The sequence below is a fragment of the Corallococcus sp. AB032C genome (genome assembly GCF_003668935.1).
GTDB classification, from domain to species: Bacteria; Myxococcota; Myxococcia; order Myxococcales; family Myxococcaceae; genus Corallococcus; species Corallococcus exiguus.
The window spans coordinates 140431-156428 of the sequence record NZ_RAWP01000006.1 but is presented as its reverse complement, the minus strand read 5'-3'; the positions used below and the strand labels follow the sequence as shown (position 1 = coordinate 156428).

Here is a 15998-nt window from a genome sequence, read left to right as displayed (position 1 = left end):
CTCTATATAGCGACGGGCATGGAACCGCTGACGCTGCATTTTGTTCACGAGCAGGTGGGTGCCCGCTTCATTTCGGTGGGCGGCCGCGAGGTCGTGGCCGGGTATGGAGACGTGGGCGCGGAGTATGGCGCGGCCCGTGACGCAGTGGCACTGCACGATGCGTCCTACCGCGAAATCCTCCGGATAACGGGGGAGGATCGCGCCTCCTTCCTCCACGGCATGGTGACCCAGGAGGTGAAGAACCTCCCGGTGGGCTCGGCCGCCTATGCCGCCTTCCTCACGGTGAAGGGCTCCATGGTGGGAGATGCGCGCATCCTCAAGCGGGAGGGCGACCTCCTGTTGGACCTGGAGCCCGGCCTGGGCGCCAAGGTGCGGGAGTTCCTGGACAAATACCTCATCTCCGAGGACGCGGAGCTGCACGACGGCACCCCGGACCAGGGCTGGCTCAAGCTGCTCGGTCCCCGGACAGCCCAGGTGCTGGCCGCCGTCCCGGGCGGCCCCTCGGAGCTTCCGGCGCCCCTGTCCAGCCGCAAGGCCACCCTCGCCGGCCAGGAGGTGTGGTTGCTGGGGACGGCGCTGCCGGGCGGGCTGTCCGGCGTGGACGTGCTGGTGCCGCGCGCGGGGCTGGAGGCGGTGTGGGCGGCGCTGGTCCAGGCCGGCGGGGCACACGGGCTGAAGCCGCTGGGGTTCGACGCGCTGGAGCGGGTGCGGGTGGAGGCGGGGGTGCCGCGCTACGGGCAGGACATGGTGGACACCACCATCCCCCTGGAGGCGAACCTCACCAACGCCATCTCCTACAACAAGGGGTGCTACATCGGGCAGGAGGTCATCGCCCGGGCCACCTTCCGCGGGCACATGAACCGCAAGCTGGCGGGGCTGCTGCTGGGTGAGCAGGACGTGGCGCCCGGCACGGAGCTGCGCCGCGGGGAGAAGAAGGTGGGCTGGGTCACGAGCGTGGTGACGTCCCCGGTGAAGGGTCAGCGGGTGGCGCTGGGCTACGTGCACCGCGACTCGCTGGAGCCGGGCACGGAGCTGACGCTGGGCGAAGGCGCGGGCACCGTCACGGTGGCCGCCCTGCCCTTCACGGCCTCGTAGCCTGAGACAGCGCCTGGCGCACCGCCGCGCGCACGGGCGCGGGCACCGCATCCCCTGGAATGCGCCGGCACAGGGACACCGTGCGCTTGAGCGAGTCGCACGCCTCGGTACAGCGCGGGCAGCGCGACAGATGGTCCTCCAGACGCACGCAGGTGGCCTGGTCCACCTCCTGCGCGGCGAACTCGGAGAGCTCCCGCGCCAGCTCCGGGCACGCCGGGGCCTGCTCCTCGGAGCCCTCCCCCATCAGCGTGGAGAGGTGTTCGCGCAGCTGGAGCCGCGCGCGGTGCAGCCGGCTCTTGAGCGCCCGCACCTCGATGCCCACCACCTTCGCCGCCTCCTCCGCCGGCAGGCCCTCCACGTCCCGGAGGATGAGCACCTCCCGGTGGGCTTCCGGCAGCGCGAGGATGGCCGCCTGCAACACCTCCCCCATCTGCCGCGCATGGGACACCACGTCCGGGGTGGCAGCCTCCGCGGCGACGTGGATGGCCGCGGGAGAGTCGAGGGGCTGGAACTCCTCGGGCGCTCCGGCGCGCTTGCGGCGCAGGCGGAGGCAGTGCGTGCGGGCCACCTGATACAGCCACGTGGACAGCTCCGCGTCGCCCCGGAACGAGTGGATGCCCTGGAAGGCCGCGAGCAGCGTCTCCTGGAGCACCTCCTTCGCGTCCTCCTCCGAGCCGCACATGCGCAGGCCAAAGCGGTACACCTGCTTCTCGTGGCGGGCGAGGACCTCATCCAGCGCCTTGTCGTCGCCAGCGCGCGCGGCCTCCATCAGCTGCTCATCGGTTCGCGTCGACATCACCCGGTCGCCTCCTCCACGCTCGCGGTCCTTGAGCAAGGTACATGCCGGCGAACATGGCGGGCACGAAGACGAGCAACTGCGTCGCACCGGTGGCGAGCGAGGTGAGCGCGGGGCCAGGGCAGTAGCCGCCGAGCCCCCAGCCCACGCCGAAGAGGCCCGCGCCCACGAGGAGCCCGCGGTCCACCCCGCGGGCGGAGAACGTGGGGAACTTCGCGGCGAACAGGGGCCGCTCACGTCCGAGGATGAGGGGCCGCAGCGCCGCGTGCACGGCGATGGCGCCGCCCATCACGAACGCGAGCCGGTAATCCCAATCCCCCGCGATGTCGAGGAAGCCGAGGACGTTGGCCGGGTCCGTCATGCCGCTGATGCCCAGGCCGATGGCGAAGAGGAGGCCGCTGAGAAACGCACTGATGTTTGAACGCATGGAGGGCTTTCCCTAGAGGACGTGGCGGATCAGGAAGACGGTGAGGACGCCGCTGGCCATGAAGGTGAGCGTGGCCGCGATGGAGCGGGCCGAGCCGCGGCTGATGCCGCAGACGCCGTGCCCGCTGGTGCAGCCGTTGCCCAGCCGCGAGCCGAACCCCACCAGCAGTCCGGCCCCCACCAGCAGCAAGGCGCCGCCCGCGCTCAAGGACGTGGGGGCCGGGAAGGAGCCAGGGCGCAGCCACGCCAGCAGCAGGCCCCCGGTGAGCAGTCCGGCGAGGAAGAGCACGCGCCAGGCGACATCCCCGCGCACGGGGGCCAGCAGCGAGCCCACCACGCCGCTGATGCCGGCGACCCGGCCATTGGCCAACAGGAGCAAGGAGGCACTCAGGCCGATGAGCGCCCCACCCAGGAGGGGAGGGAGGAGGGAGGAGATCATGTCCTGTAAGAGCCAGATTCGGAGGTGGAGGATTCCGCCAGGGGAAGGCCCTGAATCCTTTTGCCTGACCCCTGGCTCTCAAGGACAGGAGGCTTCGACATGATTTTCCGCCAGCTTTTCGACGCAGAGTCCTCGACCTACACCTATCTCCTCGGCGACGAGACCACGCGGCAGGCCGTCCTCATCGACCCTGTCATCGAGCAGGTCGACCGGGATCTGAAACTGGTGGGCGAGCTGGGCCTCACCCTCACCCACGTCTTTGATACCCACGTGCACGCGGACCACGTCACCGCGTCCGGAGTGCTGCGCGAGCGCACGCAGGCCACGGTGGTGGGGAGCAAGGGAGGAGCCGCCTGCGCCAACGTCCAGGTGGGCCACGGAGACGAGGTGCGCGTCGGGCAGCGCGTCTTCCAGGTGCTCGCCACCCCGGGGCACACGGACGACAGCGTCAGCTACCTGCTGGGCGACCGCGTCTTCACCGGGGACGCGCTGCTCGTGCGCGGCAACGGCCGCACCGACTTCCAGAACGGGAACGCGAGCCAGCTCTACGACAGCCTCACCCGCGTCCTCTTCCGCCTGCCGGATGAAACGCTCGTCTACCCCGCGCACGACTACCACGGTCACCTGGTGACGAGCATCGGCGAGGAGAAGCGACACAACCCGCGCGTCGCGGGCAGGAGCCGGGAGGAGTTCATCGAGGTGATGAACAACCTCCACCTGCCCAAGCCCAGGAAGATCGACGTCGCCGTCCCAGCCAACCGCGCCTGTGGGCACACGGCGCCTTCTCCGCAGGGGGCCTGAAGTCCCCTGCCCTTCCCAACAGGAGCAAGCCATGACACCCCATCACCCCTATCAGGACCTCACGCCCTCGCAGCTCGACACGCTCGGCCCCGAGGTGCGGCGCATCGACGTGCGTGAGCCGGACGAGTTCACGGGCCCCTTGAGCCACCTTCCCGGAGCGGAGTTCGTCCCGCTGGGCACGCTGGAGGCGGCGGCCGCGTCGTGGCCGCGGGAACAACCGCTGCTGCTCATCTGCCGCTCGGGTGGGCGCTCCGCGAAGGCGGCGCAGGCGCTCGCCCAGCGTGGCTTCAAGCACCTCTACAACCTGGCGGGCGGGATGCTCGCCGTGCGCGAACCCCGCGCGCCCCAGGGCTAGCGGAAACGGACCCCATGCCCATCCTCGGCTTCTCGCTCGCGGCCCTCATCGGCCTGTCGCTCGGCCTGCTCGGCGGCGGCGGCTCCATCATCACCGTCCCCATCCTCGTGTACGTCCTGGGCTTCGGGGCCAAGGAGTCCATCGCCATGGGGCTGGCCGTGGTGGGCGTCACCAGCCTCTTCGGAGCGGCGGGCCACTGGCGCAAGGGCAACGTGCGGCTCCGGGCGGCCTTCGTCTTCGGGGCGGTGGCCATGGTGGGCACCTACGCGGGGGCGCGCCTGTCCGTCTTCGTCTCGGGCGCCGTGCAGCTGCTGCTCTTCGCCACGGTGATGCTCGTGGCCGCCTTCTTCATGTTCCGCAACGGCCGCAAGGAGGCCGCGCTCGCCGCGCGCCAGGAGTCCGCGCCCGTGCCCGAGCCCCGCAAGGCGTCCTTCCCCGTCATGGCCCTGGCCGCGCTCGGCGTGGGCGGGCTCACGGGGCTCGTCGGAGTGGGCGGCGGTTTCCTCATCGTCCCGGCGCTGGTGCTCCTGGCGGGCCTCCCGATGAAGCAGGCGGTGGGCACGAGCCTGCTCGTCATCGCCCTCAACTCCTTCGTGGGCTTCGCCGGCTACCTCGGCCACGTCCAGGTGCCCTGGCTCTCCCTGGGCATCTTCACGGCCATCGCCGTGGCGGGCATCCTCGTCGGCACCTGGGCCACCCACTACGTCTCGCAGGCGGCCCTCAAGCGGGCCTTCTCCCTCTTCCTCGTCGTGATGGGTGCCTTCATCATGTTCAAGAACCGGGACGCGCTGGCGGGGTGGTGGTGAGACGCTGGGGATGACGCGCCCCGGCGTTCAATTCCTTTCAAAACCGGGCCACCCTGTCTGCCCTTGAGGGCATGGACAGCGCAAGAATGGGCTTGCCGTACTTCACGGCAATCACCCCAGGGACCATTCCATGCGTTTGTCATTCATCGCGGCAGTGCTGTCGGTGGGCTTCTTCGCGGGCTGTGGCGGAGTGGAGCAGGAGGCGCAGGAGACACAGGATGTGACGGCCATGGCCCCGCCGCCGTGTGAGCGCGCCTGCATCACCATCTACAACCACTGTATGCGGACCGCGACGACGCCCGAGCGGCAGGCCTGGTGCGCGGAGGACCAGGACCGCTGCTTCGAGGGCTGCGACCTGGGCGCGGCGCCCGTGCAGGCCCAGGCGCTGCCGCCGTGCGAGGACGCCTGCTACAGGGAGTTCCTGAGCTGCACGAGGGCTGCGAAGACCGCGGAGGACGCACTTGAGTGCGTCACCACGCGCAACGACTGCTACCAGAGCTGCGGCTGAAGCTCAGGCGTTCAGGTCGACTCCACCTCTCCGAGCAGCCACACCTCCGTCCCAAGAGGAATGTCCTGCTTGGAGAGTGTGCCGAAGCAGAGCACATGCTGAGGACGTGACCGTCCGCCGAGTGGAATCTGCGCCAGCGCGACAGCTTGCAGGACGTCGCCCTCCGGCCGCCGTAACGCCACACGGAGCTCCATCTGAGCTCGCGCTCCCAGGTCCACCTCGGGAACGACAAGGATTCCGCGCCCCTGGATGTCGAAGGTGTCCTCGACCACCAGCAGTCGTCGTGCGCCGGGGACAGGAGCGGCCGGCGCCGGGCTCGTGCGGTGTTCCAACTCGTCCCAGTCCCGGGGCTGTGTTGGCGAGGTCATGGGGAGAGGATAGACGAAGCGTGGTCAGGGGCGCTCAGGGGGACGCATTCCCCACAGGCCACGCAGCACCGCGCGCGGCCCTTTCGTGACCAGCGTCATCAACATCGCCAGGACGAACAGCAGCAGCAGCAAGAGGATGGGGCCCAGCACGACGCCTCCGACGAGTCCCGCCACCGCCCAGCCGATTCCCGACCCGAAGCCCCACACCGCCCCCACCACGCCTCCAATGGCGGCCCCCACGAGCATGACGGGTTCAATGAGGTTCATTGGGGATTCGCGTCGCAGTACACGTACTTCGTGCCGGGGGAGCAGCCCATGACGGCGCACTGCGGATCCTTCTTCGCCTCCTGGTCCTTCTGGATGAGCGCCTGGAGGTCGTCCTTGTTCGCGCAGGACAGACACTGCACCTCCGGCTCCACTCCGCCGCAGCAGCCACAACCACACGCCACGTAGGTCGCTTTGCAGTCCAGCGGCGCCTTCGCTTGCACACCGTAGTCGGCGGACTGGCAACCCCACCCCAGCGCGCCCGCCAGAAACAGCCCCATGAGCATTCGCATGGAGTGAAGATAGGCGATGCATGCCGCCCTGGCAGCCCGCCTCATCTCACGCAACCATGATAGACTTTCAATCCCTGAAAGACGGGCCAACTCCAACCGGGGCGGACAATGCGAAAGTGCATCATCGGCGGACTTCTGTCGTTGGGACTGCTGGCGGGCTGCGGCGGTGTCGAAGCGGACGCGGACGTGGGAGAGGAGATCTCACTTTCGACGCGTGAGGATGCGCTGGACCTCTGCGCGGCCACCTTCCACGTCAAATACTACAGCGATGCCACCTATACGACGCAGGTGGGCAGGGAGATCTGCCTGGTCTGCAATCGGCAGGTGGGCCGGAGCGGCATCCGGACCCCGTTCCGGGAGTGGATCATGGAGCTGCAGGTGTGCGAGCCGTACGACCCCTAAGCCCACCGGAGCGGTAGCCCGGCCGCGGAACTTCGCGGCCGGGTCACTCGCGAAACTACACGCGCCCTTCGGCCTTCTGCGCGCGCTCGATGCTCTCGAACAGGGCGCGGAAGTTGCCGCCGCCGAAGCCCTGGTCGCCCTTGCGCTGGATGATTTCGTAGAAGAACGGGCCCGCATCCGCCTGCTTGTAGAGGCTCGCCGCGTCCTTCATGAAGATCTGGAGCATGTAGCTGCGCTCCTTGTCACCGTCGATGAGCACCTCCAGCTCGCGCAGGACGTTGATGTCCTCGTCGATCTTCTTGATGCCCATGTGCTGGATGCGCTCCGGCAGCGCGTCGTAATACGAGCCCGGCGTGGGCATGAACTGGATGCCCGCGTTCTGCCGCATGTCCTTCACGGAGGACAGGATGTCCTTCACCGTGATGGCCAGGTGCTGCACGCCGTCACCGCGGTGGTCCTCGTTGAAGATGTTGATCTGGCTGGCCTTGAAGAACGGGAACTTGGGCTCGTTGTTCGCGAACTTCACGCCGCTCTTCGGATCCCACATCACTTCCGACTTCAGGCCGCTGCCGTGGTCGCGCTTCTGCTGCGACGCCACGTCCTCGGTGTGGAACTCGATGTGCCAGAACTTCTCGAAGCCCATCACGTGCTCCATCCACAGGAGCATGGGCTTCATCGTCTGGAAGTTCGACGTGACGTGGTCCAGCTTGTCGAAGCCGTACTTGTTCTGGCCGCCCTTGGGCTGCGCGTGCACCTTGAAGCCCGGGTAGATGGACTTGTAGTTGTCCCGCTGCAGGAAGCGGAACGTGGTGTCGCCAAACGGCGTCGTGATGGAGAAGAACGACAGCTTTCCGCCCGCGTCGTCCGTGAAGCGCTGGATCTCCGTGATGAACGTGGCGCCGCGCTGCTCCAGCAGCTTGAACGCCTTCTCCACGTCCTCCACTTCGAAGTTCAGCGTGCCCACGCCGTCCGGGTGCTTGCGCAGGTAGCGCCACGCGCGGCCGCCCTCGCCCACGGGCTGGCTCACGACGAGGGCAATCTCACCCGCCTGGAACAGCGCGGACTTCTGCTTGCCGTGCGCGTCCAGCTCCGGCCCGGACACCGCCACCTCCGCGAAGTCCAACCCCTTCGTGTAGAACTGGCGGCTGCGCTCCAGGTCATGCACGTACCAGTGGATGCTCTCCAGGGCCTTGATGCCCAGCGATTCCTGCTTGGCCATGTCGCTGACTCCTCGTGGTGATGAAGAAGATGATTCGTGACTACGCCGGCTGAGCGTCGGGCTGCCGGTCCGGCTGCGCCGCCTGGAAGGCGGGGAGTTCGTTGCACGCCGCTTCAATCCGCAGCAGCGTGGGATAGGGCTTCAGGTCTACACCGAACCGGCGGGCCCCGTAGAGCTGCGGAACCAACAGCACGTCCGCGAACGACACTCCGTCCCCCACACAATAACGCCCCGCCGTCGCCTGCACCGCCGCCTCCAGCGCCGTCAGCCCGTGCGCGTTCCAGTGCGCCGCCCAGGCCTTCTCGTCCGCCTTCAGCTCGTTCTTGATGCGCAGCGTTACCGACGTGTTCTGCAACGGCTGCATGCCGGCGTTCACCATCTCCGCCAGCATGCGCGCCTTCGCGCGGAGGTACGCGTCGGTGGGCAGGAGGGCGGGCGAGGGCACGCGCTCCTCCAGGTATTCCAGGATGGCCATGGACTCGGACAGCTTGCGCGCCTGCCCGTCCGCTTCCGTCCACTCCAGCGTGGGCACGCGGGCCATGGGGTTCACCGCGCGGTAGTCCGCTGAGAACTGCTGGCCGCCGTCCTTGAGCAGGTGCACCGACAGGTACTCGAAGGGGAGCCCCTTCCAGTTCAGCGCGATGCGCGCGCGCCAGGACGCGGAGGAGCGCCAATAACTGTGCAGCTTCAGGTTCTTCATGGCGCCTTCACCACCGTCTGGGAGATGCGGCCGAAGAGGCTGTGCCCCTCGCCATCCAGCATTTCAATCTCGATGGTGTCCCCGGGCTTCATGAAGGACGTCTTCGGCTTCCCTTCGTCGATGGTCTCAATCATCCGGCGCTCGGCGAGGCACGAGATGCCGCGCGAGCGGTCCTCGTTGGACACCGTGCCGCTGCCCAGGATGGTGCCCGCGGTGAAGGCGCGCGTGCGCGTCAGGTGCTGGATGAGGTCGCGGAAGGAGAAGTGCATCTCCGGGCCCGCGTCCGCGTCGCCCACGAGCTGGCCGTTGAGCGTGCTGCGCATGCGCAGGTGCACGCGGCCTTCCGTCCACGCCGCGCCCAGTTCGTCCGGCGTCAGCGCGAAGGGGCCGAACGCGGTGGCGGGCTTGCTCTGGAAGAAGCCGAAGCCCTTGGCCAGCTCCTCCGGGATGAGGTTCCGCAGGGACACGTCGTTGGCGATCATCACCAGCTTGATGTGCTTGTCCGCGTCCTCGGCCTTCGTGCCCATGGGCGTGTCGCCCAGCACGACGCAGACCTCGCTCTCGAAGTCCAGGCCCCACGCCTCGTCGCGCAGCGGGATGGCCTGAGTGGGCGCCAGGAAGTCGCCGGAGCCGCCCTGGTACACCAGCGGATCCGTGCGCAGCGTGGCCGGAGGCTCCGCGTTGCGCGCCTTGCGCACCAGCATCACGTGGTTGATGTACGCGCTGCCGTCCACCCATTCGTAGGCGCGCGGCAGGGGCGCGTGCAGCGCCTTCACGTCCAGCGGGCGGCTCTGCACCGCGCCGGCTTCCAGTTGCTGCGCCAGCGCACGCAGCTGCGGCTCCTTCGCGTCCCAGTCATCCAGGGCCGCTTGCAGCGTGAGGGCCACGTTGGTGGCCAGCGCATAGGCGGAGTTGTCCCGCTTGACGACGACGAGCCGCCCGTCGCGAGTTCCGTCCTTGAGCGTCGCGAGCTTCAATTTCGCGCTCCCTCGGCGGCCTGTGGGGAGGAAGGGGGAGGCCGCCTGACCCGACGGGCTTTTCCGCCGGGCAACCAGGCGAGTCAAGCACGCCCGTTGAACGCGGCGCGGCATCCTTCCTCCCACCAGCAACGTTGCTGGCCGCTCGCATTCGCGTGGCTGTCGGCTAAGGACGATGCGCGGGCCTCCGCACGTCAGGGCATCGTGGAAACCCACGTGTTCGCCTGTCGGGCCGCCTGCTCCACGAACGGACAGGGGGCACCAGGGGACAGGGGCGGGAAGTGGGAGCGTGCCGACTGTTCAAATCCCGAGCAGCGCGCGCACGCGCGGGCCGCTCCCCCCTGGCAGGGACCCGGGCGGAAACCCAGCTTGTGGAAGAGGGACATCCGGCCGACCACGCCGCCGGGCGACGCGGTTGGGGGCTCGCGAGGGCATTGAATGGCGCAAGGCTTCCAACAGGCCGGCGACACCCCCAGGGAGCCACACCCGGGCCAGCGGCTGGGCAACCGCTACGAGCTGCGCCAGCGGGTGAAGGCGGGCCGGGGCATCTCCACCTGGCAGGGGTTGGACCTCCTCACCCACGAGCGCGTGCTCGTGAAGGTCACCGCCCTGTCCGCCTTCGTCCCCACGTCCCGCCACCGGCTGGAGCACGAGGCGGAGGTGCTGTCGCGGCTGCACAGCCCCGCGCTGGTGCCCGTGCGCCACCTGGGCACGTTCGACGAGCTGCTCTACCTGGTCACCCCGTGGGTGGATGGCGAGACGCTGGCGGAGCGCCTGCGGCGCGGCCCGCTGTCCCTGCCGGAAGCCATCGTCCTGGGCCAGCGCCTGCTGAAGGCGCTCGCGGAGGCGCACCGCGAGGGCGTCCTCCACCGCGACGTGAAGCCCTCCAACATCCTGGTGCGCGACTTCCCGTTGTCCGCCGCGTGGCTCACCGACTTCGGTCTGTCTCGCAGTGAGCGGTTGGACCCGCCCCTGCGCGACCTGCCCGTGGGCACCGCGCGTTACATGTCGCCGGAGCAGGCGGGGCTCATCAACCGGCCGGTGGAGGCGCCGTCGGACCTGTACGCGGTGGGCCTGGTGCTCTTCGAGGCGCTGTCCGGCCGCCCCGCCCTGGAGGGCGCGACGGTGGGCGAGGTGCTGCGCCTGCACCTCACCGCGCACCCGCGCCTGAGGCCCGTGGGCGTGGAGGTGCCGCTGGCGATGGAGGAGCTCATCGCGCGGCTGAGCCAGACGGACCCGCGCGATCGCTACCAGTCCGCGGACGCCGCGCTCGCGGACCTGAACGCGCTGGAGGCCGCGCTGTCCCGGGGTGAAGCGGAGCCCGCGCTCGTCACCGGCGCGCACGACCACCGCCAGAGCCTCACCGAGCCGTCCTTCGTGGGCCGCCGCGAGGAGCTGATGACGCTGGAGCGCGAGCTCGAGCACGCGCGCGAGGACGGCTCGCGCGCCGTGGTGGTGGAGGGCGAGTCCGGCGGCGGCAAGAGCCGGCTGTTGGAGGAGTTCTCCGCCCGGGCCACGGGCCAGCGCGCGTGGGTGCTGCATGGTCAGGCGCAGGACCAGTCCGCGCAGCGCCCCTTCCAGCTCTTCGCGGACGTGGCGGAGGGCATCGCCGCCGCCGCGCGCGAGGAGCCCGCGCTGGGCGCGCTCCTGAGGGAGAGGCTCGCGGGCCAGGAGGCCGGTCTGTGCACGGTGCTGCCCCGGCTCACGGAGGTGCTCGCCCCGGACTCGCGGACGACGCGGTCCCAGGGGCTGGGGCCGGAGTCCCTGAGCGAGAGCCGCAGCGTGTGGAGCCTCACCGCGCTGTTGAGCGCGCTGGGCACGCCGGAGGAGCCCGCGGTGGTGGTGCTGGAGGATTGCCAGTGGGCGGACACGCTCACGCTGCGCGCGCTGGAGGCGTGGTCGCAGGGCCGCCGCGCCGGGGACGGACGGCTGCTGCTCATCGTGTCCTTCCGCAGCGAGGACATCCACGCGGACCACGTGCTGAGGCGCCTGACCCCGGGCGCGCACCTCAAGCTGTCCGCCTTTGGCGCGGCGGAGGTGGCGCTGCTGGCGGAGTCCATGGCCGGCGTGCTGCCGCAAGAAGCCGTGGAGCTGGTGACGCGGCTGGCGGGGGGCAATCCGTTCATGGCCTCCGCGGTGCTGCACGGGCTGGTGGAGGACGGCGTCCTCATGCCCGGCCCGGAGGGCTGGCGGGTGCAGCCGGAGGCGATGGCGCACGCGCGCTCGTCGCGACAGGCGGCCACCTTCCTGGTGCGGCGCCTGCGCCTGCTGCCACCGGAGTCCCTGCACGTGCTCAGCGTGGGCGCCGTGCTGGGCAAGTCCTTCGACGCGAGGGCGGTGGCGGCCCTCTCCGGCACACCGCTGGAGGCCGTCACCACCGCGCTGGAGCCCCCGCGCCGCCGGCACATGTTGTGGACGGAGGGCACGCGCTCCACCTTCGTGCACGACAAGTTGCGCAAGGTGCTGCTGGACCTGCTCTCCCCGGAGGAGCGCCGGGAGCTGCACCGGCTGGCCGCGAAGGCCGCCCAGCAGTCCGTGCCCACCGACCCGTTCGAGCTGGCCTACCACTTCGACGCGGCGGGTGAGCACGCGCAGGCCCTGCCCTACGCGCTGGTGGCCGCGGAGCAGGCGCGCCAGCGCTTCTCGCTGGACACCGCGGAGGTGAACTACCGCATCGCCGAGCGCGGCGCCTCGGGCGCGGACGCTCACACCCGCTACCGCATCGCGTCCGGGCTGGGCACCGCGCTGATGATGCGCGGCCGCTATGACGAAGCGCAGCAGCAGCTGGAGGCCGCGCAGGCCCTGGCGCGCGACCGGCTGGAGCAGGGCCGCACGCTGGGCCACCTGGGCGAGCTCGCCTTCAAGCGCGGCCAGACGGTGCAGGCCAACACCTACCTGGAGCAGGGCCTGAAGCTCTTGGGCCGCTGGGTGCCGCCCGGCACGCTGACCACCGGCGCCAGCGCGGCGTGGGAAATCCTCACGCAGGCCGCGCACACCGTGGCGCCGCGCCTGTGGCTGGGCCGCAAGTCCCTGGCGCGAGGCGAGGAGGACCTGCTCGCGGTCAACCTCTACAGCCGGCTCGCGTACGGCTACTGGTACCAGCGGGGCCGCGCCGCGGTGCTGTGGGCTCACCTGCGCGACATGAACCTGGCGGAGCGCTACCCGCCCACCCCGGAATTGGCGCAGGCGTACTCCGCGCACTCGCCCGCGCTCACCACCCTGCCCTGGTTCCAGCGCGCGTACGCCTACGCGGAGAAGTCACTGGCCCTGCGTCAGCAATTGGGCGACGTGTGGGGCCAGGGCCAGTCGCTGCACTTCTATGGCCTGGCCCTCTACGCCTCGTCGCGCTTCAAGGAGTGCATCGAGAAGTGCCGCGAGGCGGTGCGCCTGCTGGAGCGCACCGGCGACCCGTGGGAGGTGAACAACGCCACCTTTCAAATCGCCATGTCGCTCTACCGCCTGGGCCGCCTGAAGGAGGCCGCGGTGGTGAGCCAGAAGCTGCACGCGGCGGCGCTCGCGCTGGGGGACCGGTATTCGCTGCGCCTGGGCCTGGAGGCGTGGGCCAAGTCCACCGGGGGCCGCATCCCCGCGGCGCTGCTGGAGACGGAGCTGGCGGCGCCCACCGCCACCGACCCGCAGTCCTTCGCGGGCGTGCTCCAGGCGGAAGGCCTGCGCCTGTTGCGTGAGAACGAACCCGCGCGCGCCGCGGAGGTGCTGGAGCGCGCCGAGCGCGTGGTGGAGGACGCGCACCTGCGTCAGGAGTACGTGGCCCCCATCACCCCGTGGCTCGCCACCGCGCGCCGTCGCCTGGCCCAGCAGGCCAGCCCCCTCAACCCCAGGCAGCGCGAACGGCTTCTGAAGGAGGCGGATCGCGTGGCGAAGCGCGCCCATGACGTCGCGCGCACCTACCGCAACAACCTGCCCCATGCGCTGCGCGAGCGCGGTCTGATGTGCGCGCTGCGAGGCCGGCCCGCGCGGGCCCGCAGGTACCTGGACGAAGCCCTGCGCGTGGCCGAACAGCTGGAGATGCGCCAGGAGCGCGCGCTGACGCTCCAGGCCCGCGGCGAGGTGGCCCGGGTGCAGGGCTGGCCCGGTGCCGCGCGCGACCTGGAGACGTCGGCGCGCGAATTGGAGGCCATGGAGGACGGCCTGCACAAGGGGACGGAGCACGGCACCGGCGTGGAGACGCTGTCGCTGGTGGACCGCTTCCCTCGCGTGCTGGAGGTGGGGCGCAGGCTCGCCTCCGCCCTGTCACGCGAGGCCGTCTTCGAAACGGCGCGCCAGTCCATGCAGGAGCTGTTGCGCGCGGAGCGCTGCGCCGTGGTGGACCCGCGCGCGGTGGTGTCCGAGGAGGACGCGAAGAACCAGGGCCTCAGCCGCACCGCGCTCGCCCGCGCGCTGGAGACGGGCCGCATCACCGTGCTGGGCCAGGGGCTGCCCGGCGGCATCAGCGAGAGCATGGAGCTGCTCGGGGTGCGCTCGCTCCTGTGCGCGCCCCTCCAGGTCCGAGGCAAGACGGTGGCGTGCGTGGTGGCCAGCCACCGCAAGGTGGGCGCGCTGTTCGGCGAGGACGAGGAGCGGCTGGCCTCCTTCGTGGCGGTGCTCGCGAGCGCGGCGCTGGAGAACGCGGAGAACTTCGAGCGCGTCGCCGCCCTCTCCGAGGAGCAGGGCCGCCTGTACCGGGAGGAGCAAGAGGCCGTGCGCCGGCGCGACGACTTCCTGTCCATCGCCGCGCACGAACTGAAGACGCCGCTCACGTCGCTGCAGCTGCACATCCAGGGGCTCCAGTCCAAGGCGAAGGGTGTGCCCATGCCTCCGGAGAAGCTGACCGCGAAGCTGGAGTCCGCCTTCTCGCAGACCCAGCGGCTGGGGAAGCTGGTCAACGACCTGTTGGACATCTCCCGCATCGCGCAGGGCCAGCTGCACATCAAGCGCGAGGACGTGGACCTGGTGGCGCTGGTGTGCGCCCAACTGGAGCGCAGCCGCGAGGCCCTGGTCCGCGCCGAGTGCGAGGTACGCTTCCACGCCAGCGAGCCACGCCTCATCGGCCACTGGGACGCGCTCCGGCTGGAGCAGGTGGTGGGCAACCTCTTGACCAACGCCATGAAGTACGGCGCGGGCAAGCCGGTGGAGGTGACGCTGGACGGGGACGCGACGGACGTGCGCCTGGAGGTGCGCGACCACGGCATCGGCATCGCGGAGGAGGACCGGGCGCGCATCTTCGAGCGCTTCGAGCGCGCGGTGTCCGTGCGCCACTACGGCGGCTTCGGCCTGGGCCTCTGGATTGTCCGCGAAATCGTCCAGGCGCTGGGCGGCAACATCGACGTCGCCAGCGCCCCGGAGCAGGGCTCCACCTTCACCGTCACCCTGCCCCGCTCCGGCTCACCGATGCACTGACTAGCGGCGCGTCACTTCCAGATAGATGACGTTGTCCTGCGAGTCGCGGAACAGCCGCACGTTCTCCACCTGCTCCAGCGGCGTCTCCGACAGGAGGCCGCGCATGCCGTCCTCGTCCCGGTAGGTGAGCCACCAGTCCATGAAGGCCTCCATGTAGCCCGTCTCCGGCGGGTGCACCGCGAAGTTGGCCACCAGCAGGCGTCCTCCCGGGCGCAGCATCTGGAACAGGAGCGCGGTGAGGCGCGCGGCCACGGAGTCCGACAGGTAGTCGTACAGCCCGGCGGAGTACGCGAAGTCCAGGTCCTGGAACGCCACCTTGCCCGCGAGCAGCGAGCGGACCGAGCCGCACACCGGCCGCACGATGCCGCCCGGATGCAGGCGCGAAATCTCCGCCAGGCTCACCGGGTCCTGGTCGAACGCGATGAGCTCCTGGAGCCGGCGCTCCGCCACCGCGCGCGACGCCTCCGCCTCCCGCAGGTGCCCGCACGCCACCGACAGCACGCGCCCGTCGGGCCGCCGCCCGGCCGTCTCGTCCATCATCCGAGCGAGCAGCTCCCGGCGCTCGCGCACGCTCCGCGCGGACGGCTGCCCGTGCATGTAGCGGTAGATTTCGCGGCCCGCGTGCAGCTCGTCCGCCGCATGGTCCATGTAGAGGTAGTCGATGAGGGCCGCGTCACCCGCGTAGCCACGTGGCCGTTCGAAGGCGTGCCGGGTGAAGGGGCACTGATGCAGGAAGGGGCGCATGGGGTGCTTGCGCGCCAGCTCCTGACAGAAGCGCTTCCACACCTCCGGGCTCCACTGCCGCCGCCGATGGATGAGCCCCCCGTGAAGGGCGGTCATTCCGGCATGCAGCGTCTCGTCCGGACCCTGCATCATCCGGGAGTGCAGGCTGTCCAGCCACTCTCGCGCCTCCGTGAACACTTCCTCTGGTAAAGGCGCCTCTTCCCGGGGGGCATTCACCAGGACGAGGTGGTTGGCTTCAGGCGCGACTGGGAGAGCCGCGCCGTGGACCGACAGGATGGGCTGGCGCATGGGCATCATCCTGACAACCTGGGAGTGGGGGTCATTCACTTCCCGCGCCCGCGCCTTTCGCCAGGCCCGTCTCCAGCCAGCCGGCCGGGGCTCCCCTGCACCACCCGGCCCACACCGGCC

At 70.2% G+C, this 15998-nt stretch carries 17 protein-coding genes; 7 read left to right on the top strand and 10 right to left on the bottom strand.

Annotation, left to right across the window (positions count from 1 at the left end; genetic code table 11):
• The first annotated feature begins 18 nt into the window (after nt 1-18).
• Nucleotides 19-1095 carry a folate-binding protein YgfZ gene (locus D7X99_RS04090; protein WP_121776551.1) on the top strand — a complete coding sequence of 359 codons (1077 nt, stop codon included), beginning with the start codon at nt 19-21 and terminating at the stop codon, nt 1093-1095.
• On the opposite strand, the gene D7X99_RS04085 is transcribed toward D7X99_RS04090, so the two are convergent.
• From D7X99_RS04085 to D7X99_RS04075, 3 genes are read right to left on the bottom strand one after another with little or no spacing between them, the layout of a single operon-like run.
• Nucleotides 1082-1891, bottom strand: a complete 810-nt coding sequence (locus D7X99_RS04085) for a sigma-70 family RNA polymerase sigma factor (RefSeq protein WP_121776550.1) — start codon at nt 1889-1891, stop codon at nt 1082-1084. The two genes, D7X99_RS04090 and D7X99_RS04085, sit on opposite strands and share 14 nt — an antisense overlap.
• On the bottom strand, nt 1872-2318 hold the full coding sequence (locus D7X99_RS04080) for a DUF6691 family protein (RefSeq protein ID WP_120581478.1): 447 nt from the start codon (nt 2316-2318) through the stop codon (nt 1872-1874). Before D7X99_RS04080 ends, D7X99_RS04085 begins: the two co-directional genes overlap by 20 nt.
• A 12-nt stretch (nt 2319-2330) precedes the next feature.
• Nucleotides 2331-2756 (bottom strand): YeeE/YedE family protein, encoded by a 426-nt coding sequence (locus tag D7X99_RS04075; RefSeq protein WP_121776549.1) that lies wholly within the window; start codon nt 2754-2756, stop codon nt 2331-2333.
• 99 nt (nt 2757-2855) lie between these two features.
• Here D7X99_RS04075 and D7X99_RS04070 point away from each other — a divergent pair, with 99 nt between their 5' ends.
• The 4 genes from D7X99_RS04070 (at nt 2856) to D7X99_RS04055 (ending at nt 5226) form a co-directional block, all read left to right on the top strand.
• Nucleotides 2856-3557, top strand: a complete 702-nt coding sequence (locus D7X99_RS04070; RefSeq protein ID WP_121776548.1) for an MBL fold metallo-hydrolase — start codon at nt 2856-2858, stop codon at nt 3555-3557.
• 31 nt (nt 3558-3588) lie between these two features.
• Nucleotides 3589-3912: a rhodanese-like domain-containing protein gene (locus D7X99_RS04065; protein ID WP_121776547.1), complete on the top strand. Its 324-nt coding sequence runs from the start codon at nt 3589-3591 to the stop codon at nt 3910-3912.
• Nucleotides 3913-3926: 14 nt separating this feature from the next.
• Nucleotides 3927-4718, top strand: a complete 792-nt coding sequence (locus tag D7X99_RS04060; protein ID WP_121776546.1) for a sulfite exporter TauE/SafE family protein — start codon at nt 3927-3929, stop codon at nt 4716-4718.
• 130 nt (nt 4719-4848) lie between these two features.
• Entirely contained in the window at nt 4849-5226 is a 378-nt protein-coding gene (locus D7X99_RS04055; RefSeq protein ID WP_121776545.1) for a hypothetical protein, read from the top strand.
• An 11-nt stretch (nt 5227-5237) separates the two neighbouring features.
• Here the strand turns inward: D7X99_RS04055 and D7X99_RS04050 are convergent, their stop codons facing one another.
• The 3 genes from D7X99_RS04050 to D7X99_RS04040 all read right to left on the bottom strand — a co-directional run bounded on the left by D7X99_RS04050 (nt 5238) and on the right by D7X99_RS04040 (nt 6139).
• Complete coding sequence (locus D7X99_RS04050) at nt 5238-5498, bottom strand: hypothetical protein (RefSeq protein WP_120574584.1); 261 nt, start codon at nt 5496-5498, stop codon at nt 5238-5240.
• Between the two features lie 120 nt (nt 5499-5618).
• A complete protein-coding gene (locus D7X99_RS04045) occupies nt 5619-5861 on the bottom strand; it encodes a hypothetical protein (RefSeq protein ID WP_121776544.1) in 243 nt (80 codons plus the stop codon).
• Nucleotides 5858-6139: a hypothetical protein gene (locus D7X99_RS04040; protein WP_147476016.1), complete on the bottom strand. Its 282-nt coding sequence runs from the start codon at nt 6137-6139 to the stop codon at nt 5858-5860. Before D7X99_RS04040 ends, D7X99_RS04045 begins: the two co-directional genes overlap by 4 nt.
• 120 nt (nt 6140-6259) lie before the next feature.
• Between D7X99_RS04040 and D7X99_RS04035 the strand changes: the two genes are divergently transcribed.
• The gene (locus tag D7X99_RS04035) at nt 6260-6553 is read left to right on the top strand and encodes a hypothetical protein (RefSeq protein WP_121776542.1); all 294 of its coding nucleotides are present in this window, start codon (nt 6260-6262) and stop codon (nt 6551-6553) included.
• Nucleotides 6554-6608: 55 nt separating this feature from the next.
• Here D7X99_RS04035 and hppD read toward each other — a convergent pair whose 3' ends face one another.
• The 3 genes from hppD to D7X99_RS04020 are packed head-to-tail and all read right to left on the bottom strand — an operon-like array spanning nt 6609 to nt 9449.
• Nucleotides 6609-7772 carry a 4-hydroxyphenylpyruvate dioxygenase gene (gene hppD, locus D7X99_RS04030; RefSeq protein WP_121776541.1) on the bottom strand — a complete coding sequence of 388 codons (1164 nt, stop codon included), beginning with the start codon at nt 7770-7772 and terminating at the stop codon, nt 6609-6611.
• A 40-nt stretch (nt 7773-7812) separates the two neighbouring features.
• Nucleotides 7813-8472 carry a maleylacetoacetate isomerase gene (gene maiA, locus D7X99_RS04025; RefSeq protein WP_121776540.1) on the bottom strand — a complete coding sequence of 220 codons (660 nt, stop codon included), beginning with the start codon at nt 8470-8472 and terminating at the stop codon, nt 7813-7815.
• Entirely contained in the window at nt 8469-9449 is a 981-nt protein-coding gene (locus D7X99_RS04020; RefSeq protein WP_121776539.1) for a fumarylacetoacetate hydrolase family protein, read from the bottom strand. The genes maiA and D7X99_RS04020 overlap by 4 nt, the downstream gene beginning before the upstream one ends.
• A 438-nt stretch (nt 9450-9887) precedes the next feature.
• On the opposite strand from D7X99_RS04020, the gene D7X99_RS04015 reads away from it, so the two are divergent.
• Nucleotides 9888-14846, top strand: coding sequence for an ATP-binding protein (locus D7X99_RS04015; RefSeq protein ID WP_121776538.1), 4959 nt, complete (start codon nt 9888-9890; stop codon nt 14844-14846).
• On the opposite strand, the gene D7X99_RS04010 is transcribed toward D7X99_RS04015, so the two are convergent.
• Nucleotides 14847-15878 (bottom strand): class I SAM-dependent methyltransferase, encoded by a 1032-nt coding sequence (locus D7X99_RS04010; protein WP_121776590.1) that lies wholly within the window; start codon nt 15876-15878, stop codon nt 14847-14849.
• Nucleotides 15879-15998 lie beyond the last annotated feature (120 nt).

What these genes read in the sequence shown, in the direction of transcription:
- D7X99_RS04065 (WP_121776547.1), top strand. Translation starts at nt 3,589, where the DNA reads ATGACACCCCATCACCCCTATCAGGACCTCACGCCCTCGCAGCTCGAC.
- D7X99_RS04040 (WP_147476016.1), bottom strand. Translation starts at nt 6,139, where the DNA reads ATGGGGCTGTTTCTGGCGGGCGCGCTGGGGTGGGGTTGCCAGTCCGCC.
- D7X99_RS04075 (WP_121776549.1), bottom strand. Translation starts at nt 2,756, where the DNA reads ATGATCTCCTCCCTCCTCCCTCCCCTCCTGGGTGGGGCGCTCATCGGC.
- maiA (WP_121776540.1), bottom strand. Translation starts at nt 8,472, where the DNA reads ATGAAGAACCTGAAGCTGCACAGTTATTGGCGCTCCTCCGCGTCCTGG.
- D7X99_RS04045 (WP_121776544.1), bottom strand. Translation starts at nt 5,861, where the DNA reads ATGAACCTCATTGAACCCGTCATGCTCGTGGGGGCCGCCATTGGAGGC.
- D7X99_RS04070 (WP_121776548.1), top strand. Translation starts at nt 2,856, where the DNA reads ATGATTTTCCGCCAGCTTTTCGACGCAGAGTCCTCGACCTACACCTAT.
- D7X99_RS04090 (WP_121776551.1), top strand. Translation starts at nt 19, where the DNA reads ATGGAACCGCTGACGCTGCATTTTGTTCACGAGCAGGTGGGTGCCCGC.
- D7X99_RS04035 (WP_121776542.1), top strand. Translation starts at nt 6,260, where the DNA reads ATGCGAAAGTGCATCATCGGCGGACTTCTGTCGTTGGGACTGCTGGCG.
- D7X99_RS04015 (WP_121776538.1), top strand. Translation starts at nt 9,888, where the DNA reads ATGGCGCAAGGCTTCCAACAGGCCGGCGACACCCCCAGGGAGCCACAC.
- D7X99_RS04055 (WP_121776545.1), top strand. Translation starts at nt 4,849, where the DNA reads ATGCGTTTGTCATTCATCGCGGCAGTGCTGTCGGTGGGCTTCTTCGCG.
- hppD (WP_121776541.1), bottom strand. Translation starts at nt 7,772, where the DNA reads ATGGCCAAGCAGGAATCGCTGGGCATCAAGGCCCTGGAGAGCATCCAC.
- D7X99_RS04060 (WP_121776546.1), top strand. Translation starts at nt 3,927, where the DNA reads ATGCCCATCCTCGGCTTCTCGCTCGCGGCCCTCATCGGCCTGTCGCTC.
- D7X99_RS04085 (WP_121776550.1), bottom strand. Translation starts at nt 1,891, where the DNA reads ATGTCGACGCGAACCGATGAGCAGCTGATGGAGGCCGCGCGCGCTGGC.
- D7X99_RS04080 (WP_120581478.1), bottom strand. Translation starts at nt 2,318, where the DNA reads ATGCGTTCAAACATCAGTGCGTTTCTCAGCGGCCTCCTCTTCGCCATC.
- D7X99_RS04010 (WP_121776590.1), bottom strand. Translation starts at nt 15,878, where the DNA reads ATGCGCCAGCCCATCCTGTCGGTCCACGGCGCGGCTCTCCCAGTCGCG.